We start from the raw sequence: 16,042 nt of genomic DNA, 5'->3' as shown, positions 1-16,042 counted from the left end.
ATAAGTTGCAGAATGCTTTCTTTCTGACTATATCATCTAATACGAAAGAACTATTCAATCCAAAGGACCCGAGCGTAATTAATCAATAAAATAACATCTGCTTGATCTAATCAATGAAATTACAAGTATAAATTCATTTTTATGATGAACGGACCCCTGTCTGCTCATTTTCCCAACGCGCTGTTGCGGATTAATACTCCCGGCATGCCATCAGGAGTGAACATATGCGTCTACTCGCCGTTGTATCAAAATTAACTGGCGTTTCCACAAATGTTGAATCCTCTGAAGTAACGCTAAGTTCGCCTTCTATCGTGAAACTGTCGGTATCGCGTGAGGAGATGAGCCAACTCGCACGCGTTAATCAGGATTTGGTTGTCACACTCCGCTCAGGTGAAACCATCACCATTAAAAACTTCTATGTCGGAAAAGGTGATGCGCAAAACCAGCTTGTCCTGGAAGACAGCAATGGCGCGCTATGGTGGGTTCAGGATACTGATGGGGCATTCCACTATCAGCATCTGGACGATCTCACCCCATTAATGGCGAGCGAAGGCAGTCATGAAGGCGGCGCAGTTTGGCCCTGGGTTCTTGGCGGGATCACCGTGGCTGGGGGAATCGGCCTCGCCGCCGGTGGTGGTGGTGGCGGTGGCGGTGGTAGCAGTAGTGGCGAAAATGGTAATAATGCTGGCAATGGCAATGGCAATGGCAATGGCAATGGCAATGGCAATGAAGGAAATGGTGCTGGCGACGGAAATGGCAACGAAGTAAATGGTGATGACGGCTCGCCACCCACGACAACGCCCACGATGCCAAGCGTACCGATTATTACCAGCGTCACTGACAATCAGGCTCCCATTACTGGCATTGTCAATCAACAGATATCCACTAATGATAATACGCCAGAACTTCAGGGCACTGGCCCCGCGAATGCCACCTTACATATTTTTGATAACGGTGTCGAAATAGGTCAGGTCCCTATCGATGCTAACGGGAACTGGACGTTTACTCCATCTTCCCCGCTCGCGGAAGGCACTCACCAGTTTACGGTCAGCGCATCAAACAATGCGGGCAGCAGCGCAATCTCAGACAGTTGGGTCATTACCGTCGATACCACCCCACCTGCCGCCGCAGTAATTTCTTCAGTGAATCAGGAAGGCACCACGGTGACGGGTAGTGCAGAGCCCGGAAGCACTGTCACCATCATTGGCAGTAACAACCAGGTTCTGGGTTCAGCCATCGCCGGTTCAGGCGGCACCTTCACTATTAGCATATCGCCCTCGCAAACACATGGTGAAACGCTGACAGCAAAGATTCAGGATGAAGCAGGCAATATCGGGCCAGATACCTCATTCAGTGCCTCAGATTCCGGTTTTCCAGGCGTACCCGTGATTGTCAGCGTTATAGATGATGTCGCGCCCTCCGTTGGGTCATTGACCAACAATCAGTCCACTAATGATGCGACCCCAACGCTTTCCGGGACAGCTGACGCTCACAGTACGGTTAAAATTTACAATTACGGGGTATATGTCGACAGCGTTGTCGCCGACAGCAACGGTAGTTGGGACTGGACCTCCAGCACAAACTTGCGGGATGACTCATACGCTTTCACCGCTACGGCAACCAACCACCTGGGTACGGGGGGAATATCGACGGTATTCAATATCAATATCGATACTCAGCCGCCGTTATCACCAGACGATCTGAATGTATCTGCCGATGGCGCTGTCGTCACTGGTACGGCTGAACCCGGCAGTACCGTGACTATAACCGACAATAATAATCATTTAATCGGCAGTGGTGTTACCGGGCCAGATGGCTCGTTTACCATCACCATAAACCCACCACAAACCAATGGCGAAACCATAACCGCTATCGCTACCGATCCAGCAGGAAACCCGAGTTTGCCAGAAACAGCACTCGCTCCCGATATCACCGCCCCGCAACCGCCCACAAACCTGACAATCAATAACGCGGGCGATCAGGTTTCCGGCATGGCAGAGCCCAACAGTACCGTACATATTCTCAATCCTGGTGGCACTATCATTGGCACGACCACCGCTGATGCAGACGGAGATTTCACCGCCACACTGGTTCCGCCACAAACGAACGGCGAACATCTTGTCGCCAACGCAACGGATGCAGCAGGTAATACCAGCGATAACACAGCAGTCACCGCGCCAGACAGCACCGCACCTGACGCACCAACAGGGGTGATTGTCGCCGGGGATGGTGGTTCAGTCAGTGGACATGCTGAAATCGGCAGCACTATCACCGTAAAAGACGGCAACGGGAATACGATTGGCGTGGGTCAGGCAGACAGCGGTGGCCACTTTGCCGTGTCGATCACCCCGTCACAAAACAAGGGTGAAACGGTAAAAGTGACTGCAACGGACAGCGCAGGCAACGAAAGTCTGCCCGCTTCCGCGCTGGCTCCGGATATTACCGCACCAGACCAACCGATTATTATTGCCGTCTTAGACGATGTTCCCGACGTCATCGGAAAAATTGATAACAACACGCTGACAAACGACGATAAACCGGAAATTAAAGGCACCGCCGAAGCGGGCTCGCAGGTAAAAATTTATGATAATGGCACCCTGCTTACCACCGTTACCGCCGATATCAATGGTAACTGGGACTACACGCCGACCACCGCGCTGAGCCAGGGCGCACACGTATTTACGGTTACGGCAACCGATGCCGCCAACAACACCAGTAGCGCCGCCAACTGGAAAATCATTGTCGATAGCGTCGCGCCGACCGTCCCGGTCATTACTCTGATTAACGATGACGTAGGAACCATCACGGGTAACATCGCGAATAACAACTGGATAACCAACGACAACACGCCGACCCTCTCCGGGACCGGCGAGCCAGGCTCGCTGGTGAACCTGTATGATAACGGTTTGCTGATAACGGTGATGCTCATCGACAAGTCAGGTACCTGGAGCTATACCGTCCCGGACAACAAGCAGCTCGCCGATCGCGACCATCATTTTACAGTATCCGCAACGGATGCCGCCGGTAACGTCGTCACCTCCCCCGTCGCGGTCACCATTACCGTTGACACCCAGCCTCCAGCGACTCCTGTCATTTCAGCCGCCACAGATGACATCGGCAATGCGCCCGTTGACTTGCCTTCTGGTAGAAGCTCAAACGATAACCTGCCGCCACTGAAGGGGACCGGAGAAGTTGGCTCCACCATCACTATCTACGATGGTGCCACACCGATTGGAACGACCACCGTTGTGGCCGGAGGAAGCTGGAGTTTCCCGGTCGCCCAGCCACTTAGTGAAGGTTCGCACACATTGTCAGCTATCGCGACAGATGCGGCGGGTAACGCCAGTACCGCCGGAAGTTTCATGCTGACTGTCGACACAACGCCCCCCGCGGCCCCGATCATCACCTCTGCGGAAGGACTTATTGGCATTGAAACTAAAGCACTGAGTAATGGCGGCAGCACGAAAAGCGACAACCCTAAACTATCCGGAACAGGTGAACCGGGTGCGACAATTACGATTTATGAGAATGGCGGCCTCGCCGGCATCACTACCGTACAGCCAGACGGCACCTGGACATTTACCCCGACCTCACTTGCCGATGGGCCGCATAAATTCACCGCCACGGCGACCGACGCTGCGGGCAACACAGGGATCCCATCGGCGGGCTTTACGTTGACGGTGGATAATCTGCCGCCAACGCAACCGCTCCCCCCCACCATTACGGACGACGTCAATCCGATAACCGGGGTCGTGACAAACGGCATGACTAACGACACCACGCCAACGTTCAGCGGCACGGGGAGTGTCGGCGATCTCATTACCCTCTATCTTAATGGCAACTCTTCGTCGCAGGGTACCGCGACGGTTGGGGCAGACGGTAGCTGGAGCTTTACACCATCAGTGCCACTTCCCCAGGATGTTTATCAGGTGACCATTACGGCGACCGATCCTGCTGGCAACGTCAGCCCGCCATCAAATGCCATCCTCCTGGAGATCGATACAACGCCCTCTGTCCCCCCTGTTATTCTTGTCGTCAATGATAATGTCGGTGGTTTCCAGGGCGATCTTGCGCCTGGCGCAATAACAGATGATACGACGCCAACTATTCACGGAACCGGCACTGACGGCGACACGATCACGCTGTACAACGGCAGTACGATTATCGGTACCACAACGGTGGTTGGCACCACCTGGAGTATTACTCCAGGGACGGCACTGGCAAACGGAAGTTATACGCTAACAGCCATTGCAACCGATGCGGCGGGGAACGCCAGTGCCCCATCAAACAGCGTCGCGTTTACGGTTAGCAGCACCGTGCTGACCTTACCGCAGGTTACGGATATTGAAGATGACGCTGGCGTCATTATCGGTTCATTGACCAACGGTAGCGTTACGGATGATACCACCCCAACAATCAGCGGAACCGGTGCGCCGGGCAGTACGGTCGTCATTTTCGATGGTGGCAATCCTATTGCCGAAACCCTCGTTGCGGCGAATGGTAGCTGGAGTATTGAGATTACGCTGACGGGAGATGGCCCGCACACGCTGACGTTCGGCGCCAGGGATGCCGCGGGCAATTCCCTGGCGGCAGGAAACCCTGTAATGTTGATACTCGATACGCAGCCTCCCGCCGCGCCAATCGTCACCAATGTTGACCCGAACGGCACGCTGGTGAGCGGGACAGCCGAGCCCGGCAGCACCGTCATCATCAGAAATGGTACCACGGTACTGGGTCAGGGTATTGCGAATAGCGTTACAGGTGTCTACACCGTCTCGATTTCACCCGCACAAACTACGGGGCAGAATCTGAATGCAATCGCCCTGGATCAGGCGGGCAATAGCAGCGACTCTACGCCGTTTAACGCGGCTACTTCCAGCATTCCGCATCCGCCAACTCTCGAAATCATTGATGATGTCTCGCCCGTTACAGGAGTGATTGGCAACGGTAAAACCACCAATGACACCTTACCGCTGTTACAAGGAACCGCCACGGCAGGAGCAACGGTTAAAATTTATCAGGATGGGAATGTAATCGGTACGGTCACCGCCGATGCAGTCTCCGGCGCATGGAGCTATCCATTATTCACCCCGCTGACAAACGGCACGACCTACAATTTCACCGTATCGCAAACTGTAAACACAGAACCCAGTGGGTTGTCGCCCAATTACGCCATTACTATCGATACTAGCGCCCCACCAGCACCCGCGATCATCAGCGTGATTGACGACGTATTACCGGGCACAGGATCGTTAGATACCGGACAAATTACCAACGATGCACGCCCGACCTTCAATGGAACCGGCGAAGTGGGTGCGACTATCACCCTTTACGATAAAGGTATCGCGATTGGCACAACAACCGTGAGTGGCAGCGGATACTGGAGCTATACCCCGACAAATGGGTTGGGAGAAGGCGAGCATATCTTTACCGCACGCGCAACGGATGCGGCTGGCAACCAGGGCGATCCCTCCAACAGCTTCCGGATTATTGTCGATACGTTAATCCCAGGCGCGCCCTCTATTGTGACGGTAACGGACGACGTCGGTACCCCGCAGTCCCTTACATCCGGACAGCTAACCAACGACAACACCCCAACGCTTGCTGGTGTCACCGAGGCCGATTCAGTGGTTACCATTAGCGATAATGGCGCGGTAATTGGCACAACCACCAGTGATGAAAACGGCAACTGGAGCTTTACGCCAACTCCAGCACTTAGTGAAGGCAATCATTCGTTAACCGCAACCATCATGGACGGTGCTGGCAATATCAGCCCGGCAAGCCCACCTTTCGTTCTGGTAGTTGATACGCTGCCGCCCGCGGCGCCGAGCATTACCTCGGTGATTGACGATCAACCCGGCAACACATCGCTGACTAACGGACAATTGACTAACGATGCACAACCCACGCTGAACGGCAAAGGAGAGATCGGCGCATCTATCACCATCCGCGATAAAGGCGTTGATATTGGTACAACCCAGGTTAATGAATCCGGCAACTGGAGCTTCACGCCAGATGCCCCACTGACTCAGGGGCAACACATCTTTACCGCCGTTGCCACCGACCTGGCGGGCAATATGGGTGGGGTATCTTCATCCTTTACCCTCGAACTGGATTCCATCGCCCCGCAGCCCCCCATCATTAGCACGGTGCTGGACAATACGGCTCCCACAACAGGCGCGATAACCAATGGGCAGACGACAAACGAAACACGCCCGGCACTGAGCGGCACGGGCGAAGTGGGAGCGACCATTACCGTTCTGAGCGATGGTCAACCCATTGGCACCACCACCGTGGGTGCGGGAGGTATCTGGAACTTTACCCCAACGGATGCACTGAGCAACGGCCCGCATACATTGACCGTCACCGCGACCGACAGTGCAGGTAACACCAGCCTTGCGTCGAACGGCTTTGGGCTCATCGTTGATACGGTATCGCCGGGTATACCCATCATTTCTCAGGTCGCAGATGATATCAGCCCGCTGACGGGCAGTCTGAACAACGGCCAGACCACAAATGATGCGCAACCCACGCTCAGTGGTAGGGCAGAAGCCAATTCCACGATCATAATTTATGACAATGGCACCTATCTCGGTACCGCTCCGGTAGACGCCAATGGAGCCTGGAACTTCACGCCAACAGGCGGACTTGGAAATGGTAACCATGCGCTCACGGTGACCGCCACGGACGCAGCCGGAAACGTCAGTCAACCATCCGCCACATTTAACATCATTGTGGATACCGTTGCCCCGCTTGCCCCCACCATTATCCAGGCCGTCGATGATGTACAGCCCGGCACCGGGACTCTGTCCAGTGGAGCCTGGACCAATGACACCCGTCCGCTGCTCAGTGGCTCAACGGAAGCGAATGCCCGGGTCGCGATTTACGATAACGGCACGTTACTGGGGACGGTAACAGCCACAATAGATGGGACGTGGGAATATCTGCCACCCACACTGAGCAACGGTCAACATACATTCACTGCCATCGCCACAGACGCCGCAGGCAATATCGGTGCCACCTCAAGCGGATTTATTATTAATGTCGATACGAACCCACCGCCAATCCCACAACTGATCTCGGTCATAGATGACATCGCAGGGGGAGTTTTCAATGCAGCGCTGAACAATGGGCAGCTAACCAACGATGCCCGCCCAACGCTCAACGGTACCGCCGAAGCCGGTAGCACTGTCAGTATCTATGACGGGAACACTCTGCTTGGTACTGCGCTGGTGCAAAGCAATAATAGCTGGACATTTACCCCGACCACGCCGCTCGCGATCGGATCCCATACCTTCACTGTGACCGCTACCGATGCGGCAGGTAATACCAGCGGCGCAACAACAGGTTTTACCGTGGTGGTGGACACCGCTGCTCCGGCACAGCCTTCAATAAGTAGCATTATTGATGATGTTGGCCCCAACACCGGTGCGATTGGCAGCAACCAGCCCACCAATGACTCACGCCCAACCCTGAACGGATCCACAGAGGCCAACGCGCGAGTCGATATTTATGATAATGGCAGTTTTGTCATCAGCGTAACGGCTGACAGCACCGGCAACTGGAGTTACACGCCGTCCTCTGCTCTGGCTCAAGGGGCACATTCTTTTACCATCACGGCGACAGATGCAGCGGGGAATACCAGTGGATTATCGTCTGCAGCAGCCATTGTGGTCGATACCATCGCCCCCGGTGTTCCAACCGGGCTGGCGGTCAATGCCAATGGAACGGCGTTAACCGGCGTGGCCGAAGCGAACAGCACGGTCATTATCACCTCCGGTAGCGGAACGGTACTCGGCACCACAACAGCGAATGCTTCCGGTAACTTCACCTTTACCCTGAATCCACCGCAAATTAGTGGGCAAACGCTGCTGGTCAGCGCACAGGATGCCGCTGGCAATACCGGCATCACAGGAAACGTGCTGGCCCCATTTACCGGTGTTCCTCCCGCACCAGTGATCTCCAGCGTATTCGATGATGTCGGCACCATCACGGGTCTGGTCACCGCCGGGAAAACCACGAATGATACCCGCCCAACACTGAGCGGAACTGCGCAGGCAAACGCCGTTATCAACCTGTATAACAACGGCACGTTGATGGGTAGCACAACCGCTGACGGGAATGGGATCTGGAGTTTTACGCCAGGCAGCGCCCTGAGCGAAGGCAACCACGCGTTTACTGCCAACGCCACAAATGCCAACGGCTCGAGCGTTTTGTCTGGCTCGTTCAGCGTCATTGTGGATACCACGCCACCGCCACCCCCTACGATTTTGATCAGCGCCGATGGCGGAACAGTGAGCGGCATCGCCGAAGCCGGCAGTACGGTTACGATATCCCTGCCTGGTGGCAGCAGCGTGACAGCGGTCGCCAACAGCAGTGGGGTCTACAGTGCCACCTTGCCTGTACGCCAGATTGAAGGTCAGTCGTTATCTGCAACGGCAACCGACGCGGCAGGCAACACGTCATCGCCTGCCAGCATCATCGCGCCGGTACTCCCCCTGCTGGCAGAAGATAATGTCACCCGTTTGCCGCTACAGACTGACGTGACAATCAGCACTGAGCATCAAAGCGATTACGGTTTCCTGCTGGTGAACGCACTGGGTAATGTCGCCAACGTGCTGGGTAACAACACAGCAAGTGTTAATTTCAGCATCCAGTCTGGCGGTAGTGGCTCCATCACCATCAACGCCGCGGCGACCGGCATTGTGCTGTCACTATTAAGCTCAATGGAGATTGTTATCCAGCGCTATGACACCTTGCTCAACACCTGGATAACCGTGGTCGATACCTCGAAACCCAATTTTGCCAGTTTGCTAACCATCGGAGCCTCTGGAGTGACGCTCAATTATGATGGGCTGACAGGTGGGGATTATCGCGTGGTTAGCTTCAACACTAACCTGCTGGCGACCGGCGCTTACACCAGCCTGGACGTTGCCGTGGTGAAAACCAACGGCGGAACCATCACCGGGGGAACCACAGAATCCGGTAACATCATCACCGATACCGATCCAACTCACGGTCAAGATAACGCCCCTTCCGGCACGCTGGTCACCACTATCACTGACGGTAACGGCAACGTCGTGAACGTCCCGGCGGGCGGCATTGATGTGCAGGGGAAATACGGCATTCTGCATATCAATCAGAATGGTAGCTACACCTATACCCTGACCAATACGTCAATCTCAGTGTATGGCCGTTCCGAAAGTTTCACTTACACGCTGACGCATGGTAGCGATCACTCCTCGGCAAAACTGGTGGTCACGCTGGGTCAGGCCCCAACCACCAGCACGGTAACGGCAGCAGACGATGTGGCTGCGCTGACTTACGGGACGCAGGCCATCGCAGTCGACAACCATCCATCACAACAAACCGGCTTCACGCTCGCCAGTGTTGGTTTGGGACAATTGCTGGATGTCAGCCTGGTCAACGGTTTGACCAACCCGATTAAATTCAACGTTGATGACGGCGCGACCCGAACGATAACGGTTCAGGCCAGCGTACTTGGCGTAACGCTGGGCGGCTTTGATCTCTATGTCTACCGCTTCAACGAGTCTATTCAGCAGTATGAGCAGTACCGGGTACAGCCGAACTGGATCACCGCCCTACTGAGCGGCAATTCACCGGCGTATACCATTACGCTGCCGGGCGGTGACTATCTGTTCCTACTAAACGCTTCCGGCGGCCTGACGCTGCTGACCAGCTATACCCTGAATATTCAGGCCGATCACACCTACGCCGTCGACAGCCTGAGCGCGGTAACCAACGGTAATATTCTGGTCAATGACTCGGCTCCGATAAACAGCGTCATCACCGAAGTGAATGGTGTTGCGATTAACGGGACGGGCACCACCAGTATTAACGGACAATACGGCACCCTGACTATTGATGCGAAGGGGAACTATACCTACACCCTGAAAAGCGGACTGGGCGCAGACGGTATCAGCACACCGGACAGTTTCGTCTATACGGTCAAAGCCCCCAATGGCGATACAGGTAGCGCCTCGCTGAACATTACGGCGACCCCGCAGGCGCTGGACGCAGTAAATGATGTCAGCAGCATGATGGCGGTGAGTACCGTTCAGGACTCTGCGGCATACGGAAGCGGCGCGCTGGGCACAGCGACGATTCCGACGCTGGGGAGCAAAGCAACTGGTTCAGGTTCGTTTGATATCGCAACAAATGACGTACTGAAAGGCGCCACGCTCAACTTCAGCATCGGCACACTTATCACCGTCGGTACGCTGGGCGTAACCTGGACAATCACCGGTCCTGACGGATTCTCGCTTTCAGGCTCTGTACCCGCCAGCTCTATCAGCCTGTTAGGCAGTTCAATTGCCGTCTCGCTGGGTAATGCCGAGCTAGCCGCTGGTCATTACAGCATCAGTTTCACAGGAACGATGGGGGGACTGGCCGTTGGCAACGTCAGCATTACGCCGAACGTCACGGGCACGACATGGCACCTCAATACCTGGGACGTTAACACCACGACGATGAATGGCAATATTTTTGATGGCAGTGATGCCGCTGGCACGCACGATCAGCTCTCAACCGTCCATACCCAGCTCACTATCACCGGCTTTAACGGCAGTACCGCCACACTCAATCTGACCGGCAGCATCAGTAGCACAACAATCCAGGGTCATTATGGTTCACTGACCATGAATCTGGATGGCTCATACATCTATACGCTGAAACCGGGTACAACCGTGGCATCGATGACCAGCAAAGAGACATTCACCTACACGCTTAACGACCAAAACGGGCATACGGACACCGCGACGCTGACCATCAATATGAATCCGCAGATGGCAAGCACCGCACAGCATGACGTGATCACCGGCTCGGTCTACGGCGATACGCTGATTTATCACCTGCTTAAGGCCAGCGATACAACGGGTGGTAACGGAACGACAGACACCTGGACCAACTTTTCACTGGCTCAGGGCGACAAAATCGACATCGGCGACCTGCTGGTAGGCTGGAACGGACAAAACGCCACGCTCGGCAACTACCTCACAGTGACCACCAGCGGTAACAACACCATCGTTTCCATTGATCGCGACGGTACAGGCAGCACGTACCACACCACTAACCTCGTAACACTGGAGAACGTCCACACCACGCTCGATGAGCTGGTGCAACAAAATCACATTGTGACCTGAAACGAACGCCATACCGCTATAACGATATAACAACAGCCCCGGATGCCATGACGTCCGGGGCAATAACAGTCGTCACGGCCCTATTTTGCAAGGGATAAACTATGAGAAATGTCGCCCCTGTCGCTGTAATGCTGGCATTAACGTTTTGTTCCGTTCGTGCGAATGCCGAAGATGAACCGCAAGTTATTACGCCGGAAGGGCTGGCAGCCAGTCAGATGCTTCCCTCTCTGGATGGTTCTGTGGCCGATCTACCGTTGAGCGTTGCCGCTCCCGGAAGCCTGACGCTTAACGACGCGGTGAGCCGCGCCGTGAGCTGGCATCCTTCTATTCGTGAATCCATTGGCAAACTGCTCTCGCAAAATGAGCAGATAGACGTGGCGAAAGCGAAATATTATCCGCAAGTTACAGCCGGAATGAACAACGGCTACAGCAATACCTACACTGACCATGGCTTCAGCCCTGCACTGGTCATTTCGGTGTCACAAATGCTGTATGACTTCGGCAAAGTCGCCAGCCAGGTGCGCGCCGAAACTGCCGGCTCGGCGCAGCAACAGGCAAACGTATTACTCAGCATCGATACTGTCGCCCACGCCACCGCCAATGCCATCGTCCAGGTTCAGACATGGCAACAGATGGTGGATGCCGCCGAAGAGCAACTGGTCGCGCTAAACGGTATTGGTCGGCTGACCAGAGAACGTAATGATGAAGGGGCGACCTCGCTGTCAGATGTAGTGCAAACCGATGCGCGTATTGAGTCTGCTCGTTCACAGCTGGCGCAATATCAGGCCAATCTCGACAGTAGCAAAGCGACATTGATGAGCTATCTCGGCTGGAACTCGCTTAACGGCATCAGCAATGAGTTTCCGGTAAAACTGGATAGCAGTTGCGATGTGGTAAAACCGGAGGATAAGTTAGTTCCCGCGGTGCTGGCGGCATGGGCGCAGGCGAACGTCGCGCAGGCCAACCTGGATTACGCCAACGCACAGATGACGCCAACCATCTCTCTGGAGCCATCGGTTCAACACTATCTCAACGACAAATACCCCAGTCATGAGGTGCTCGACAAAACGCAGTACTCAGCGTGGGTAAAAGTCGAAATGCCGCTGTATCAGGGCGGCGGTCTCACCGCCCGACGCAACGCCGCCAGCTACGCGGTAGAGTCCGCACAGTACTCTATTCAGCGCACTCGACTCGAAGTACGACAGAAATTACTGGAATCCCGCAGTCAGGCGATGAGTCTCGCGACTGCCCTGCAGATCCTGCGCCGCCAGCAGCGGCTGAGCGAACGCACTCGTGAACTGTATCAACAGCAGTATCTGGATCTCGGCTCACGCCCATTACTTGATGTTCTTAACGCCGAACAGGAGGTGTACCAGGCCCGTTTTGCCGAACTTCAGACCCAAAGCCAGCTTCGCCAGTTACAACTGAACTGCCTCTACAACACCGGAGCGTTGCGCCAGGCGTTCGCCTTAAATAACCGCAGTATTCAATCGGTGGAGATCCAGCTATGAGCGACGTCGAGCCGGTTATTGAAGATGCTATTGGCGAACCCGCCCTGAGGCAGTGGGCACAAGCAGTTACCCACATTGCCGGTCACTATCGCCTCACTTGCTCGCCTGGTGCTATTCAGGCTAACGCCCCATGGTTCGAGGGGAAAAACAGAACCCTTGCTTTGACGCAATTAGCACGCCAGGCGGGACTTTCCTTTCATACGCTGGATACCGCAAAGCAGGTACTTAACCAATGGCGTTTGCCGGTGGTGGCGGAACTGCACGACGGCCAAATCATGGTGTTAGAACATTTCAACGGTGAAGACGCACTGGATGTCTTTATTATTACCGACGAGGGACAACGCAACCGGCTGGCGGTGGCTGAGCTTCTGCCAGAAATCCATACTATCACCGCACTGCGCCCGTTATCGGCGTTAAAAGACAGTCGGGTTGATCGCTATATTTCGCGCTTTAGACCCGACTGGATACGCGAGCTGGTTTTACAAGATATCCGCCCTTACCTGCCCGTCATGATTGCCGCCTTTCTGATTAATGTCCTGTCGCTTGCCGGGATTATTTTTTCGATGCAGGTTTACGACCGGGTGATCCCCGCCCAGTCGTATCCGACACTCTATGTTCTCTCGACCGGCGTCCTGGTCGCGGTATTGTTTGGCTTTTTGCTTCGCGAAGCGCGTACCCACATTATGGATCTGCTCGGCAAACGCGCCGATATGCGCATTTCCGATCGCGTGTTTAGCCACGCATTGCGGCTGCGCAACAGCGCCGTCCCCCGCTCAACGGGGAGTTTTATTTCCCAACTCCGCGAGCTGGAGCAAATCCGGGAGATGATCACATCCTCAACCATGTCGACCATCGTCGACCTGCCGTTTTTCTTTCTGTTTATCGTGGTGCTGGCCTGTATTGCCCCGCCATTGGCGTGGATAGCCCCCGTCGCCGCCCTGCTGATGATCCTGCCTGGCTTGCTGTTACAGAAGAAGCTGGCGGTACTTGCTAACCAGGCCACGCATGAATCCACTCTGCGCAACGCGGTACTGGTCGAAAGCGTTCAGGGGCTGGAAGACATCAAGCTGATGCAGGCGGAAAACCGCTTTCTACAGCAGTGGAACAGCTACATCCGTATTACTGGCGAGTCAGGGCTGCGCACGCGCAGGCTGACTCAAGGGCTAATTGGTTGGGGCATGTCAGTGCAAAGCCTGGTCTACGCCGCCATCATTATGTTCGGCGCGCCGATGGTTATTGAAGGCACGATGACCACCGGGGCCGTGGTGGCGGCGTCGATGCTCGGTTCCAGAATGATTGCCCCAATGGCTAACCTGTGTGGTGTGCTGGCTCGCTGGCAGCAGGTCAAAGCGGCCAAAATGGGGCTGGACAGCATTATGCAACTTCCCACCGAGACGCAGCACGATAAAGACCGGGTACACCAGGAAATCTTCCGTGGCCACTATCTGTTTGAAAATGCGCACTTTCGCTACCACAGTGACGACCAGCGCGTACCGTTACGCATCTCGCGTCTGGAAGTGATGCCCGGAGAGCGGATTGCTATTCTCGGGCGTAATGGCGCGGGTAAATCAACCCTGCTACAGGCTATGGCGGGCGGCGTGGAGATTATTCAGGGAGATGTCCGACTCGATAACCTGAGCCTGGCGCAAATCGATATGGCTGATTTACGCCGTAATATCGGCTTTCTCAGCCAGAACGCACGGCTTTTTTTCGGTACGTTACGCGAGAACCTGACACTCGGCGCACCGCATGCCAGCGACACGCAGATATTCGACGCGCTGGAGGTCAGTGGCGCGTCAGCATTCGTCAAACAGCTCGCCAAAGGGTTGGCGCACCCCATTATGGAAGGCGGTAATGGACTTTCCGGCGGGCAGCGTCAGTCAATTCTGCTCGCAAGAATGTTACTGCGATCGCCCAATATCGTACTGCTCGACGAACCCAGTGCCGCGTTGGATGAACACACCGAACGGGAATTTATACAACGGTTAAACCAGTGGCTGGGCAACCGCACACTGGTTGTCGCCACGCATCGCGTTCCGGTTCTGGAGCTGGTCGAGCGCGTGGTGGTGCTCAAAGAAGGTCAACTGGTCATGGATGCCCCAAAAGCGCAGGCGCTAAATGCAAATCGAGCACCTGCACAGACTCACGGTCGGGAGTGGAAAAATGAAAACCAATCCGCATGACGCCGCCATGGACGACCTCGATATCCGCCAGGAACACCGTTTTTCCGGCGCCAGTCGCCTTATTCTGCTCAGCACACTGCTGTTTGCTGTCCTGGGGATCTGGGCGTATTTCGGCAAGCTGGATGAAGTCTCTACCGGCAGTGGGAAAGTCATCCCCAGCTCTCGCGAACAGGTATTGCAGTCGCTTGACGGAGGGATCCTCGCCGAACTCAGCGTGCACGAAGGTGATAAAGTTCAGGCCAACCAGATTGTCGCCCGCCTCGACCCAACGCGTTCTGAATCCAACGTTGGGGAAAGCGCCGCCCGATACCGTGCATCTTTAGCGTCAAGCGCCAGACTGAATGCCGAAGTCAACGATTTGCAGCTAACGTTCCCCAGCTCGCTGCAAGCCTGGCCGGATCTTATCGCCTCTGAAACGCGGCTGTATAAAAGCCGTCGCGCGCAGGTTGCTGATTCTATGGCGGAACTGCAGGATGCGCTGGTCTCGGTAAATAAAGAACTGGCCATTACCCAACGGCTGGAGAAGAGTGGTGCCGCCAGCCATGTGGAAGTGCTGCGCCTGCAACGCCAAAAAAGCGATCTGGGATTAAAAATCACCGATCTGCGCTCGCAATATTACGTGCAGGCGCGTGAAGCGCTGTCGAAGGCCAACGCCGAGGTAGATATGCTGGCGGCCATCTTAAAAGGTCGCGAAGATTCCGTCACCCGCCTGACCGTTCGCGCCCCGATGCGCGGTATCGTAAAAAACATCCAGGTCACCACGATTGGCGGCGTTATCCCTCCTAACGGCGAAATGATGGAGATTGTCCCGGTAGACGATCATTTGCTGATTGAAACCCGCCTGTCACCGCGCGATATCGCGTTTATCCACCCCGGACAGCGGGCACTGGTAAAGATTACTGCCTATGACTACGCCATTTACGGAGGGCTGGAGGGCGTGGTCGAAACCATCTCCCCAGATACCATTCAGGACAAAGTGAAGCCGGAGATCTTTTACTATCGCGTTTTCATACGAACCCATCAGGACTTTTTGCAGAACAAGCTGGGACGCCATTTTTCTATCGTACCGGGCATGATTGCTACTGTGGATATAAAAACAGGTGAAAAAACCATCGTCGACTATTTAATCAAACCATTTAATCGTGCAAAAGAAGCACTGCGCGAGCGGTAAATCCTTGCGGTTAAA

Annotated in this window: 4 protein-coding genes; all 4 read left to right on the top strand. The window is 55.0% G+C overall.

Features of this window, described 5'->3' with window-relative positions:
- Window positions 1–224 precede the first annotated feature (224 nt).
- The 4 genes from I6L54_RS07535 to I6L54_RS07520 all read left to right on the top strand — a co-directional run bounded on the left by I6L54_RS07535 (window position 225) and on the right by I6L54_RS07520 (window position 16,027).
- Window positions 225–11,162 carry a BapA/Bap/LapF family large adhesin gene (locus tag I6L54_RS07535; RefSeq protein ID WP_040234061.1) on the top strand — a complete coding sequence of 3,646 codons (10,938 nt, stop codon included), beginning with the start codon at window positions 225–227 and terminating at the stop codon, window positions 11,160–11,162.
- A 101-nt stretch (window positions 11,163–11,263) separates the two neighbouring features.
- On the top strand, window positions 11,264–12,673 hold the full coding sequence (locus tag I6L54_RS07530; RefSeq protein WP_040234060.1) for a TolC family outer membrane protein: 1,410 nt from the start codon (window positions 11,264–11,266) through the stop codon (window positions 12,671–12,673).
- Window positions 12,670–14,856: a type I secretion system permease/ATPase gene (locus tag I6L54_RS07525; RefSeq protein ID WP_040234059.1), complete on the top strand. Its 2,187-nt coding sequence runs from the start codon at window positions 12,670–12,672 to the stop codon at window positions 14,854–14,856. Before I6L54_RS07530 ends, I6L54_RS07525 begins: the two co-directional genes overlap by 4 nt.
- Before the next feature lie 7 nt (window positions 14,857–14,863).
- The gene (locus I6L54_RS07520) at window positions 14,864–16,027 is read left to right on the top strand and encodes a beta-barrel domain-containing protein (protein ID WP_137378404.1); all 1,164 of its coding nucleotides are present in this window, start codon (window positions 14,864–14,866) and stop codon (window positions 16,025–16,027) included.
- Window positions 16,028–16,042 lie beyond the last annotated feature (15 nt).

It is taken from the genome of Citrobacter pasteurii (assembly GCF_019047765.1).
GTDB classification, from domain to species: Bacteria; Pseudomonadota; Gammaproteobacteria; order Enterobacterales; family Enterobacteriaceae; genus Citrobacter; species Citrobacter pasteurii.
The sequence above is the reverse complement of the archived record's forward strand: the minus strand, read 5'-3'. Positions and strand labels throughout refer to the sequence as shown.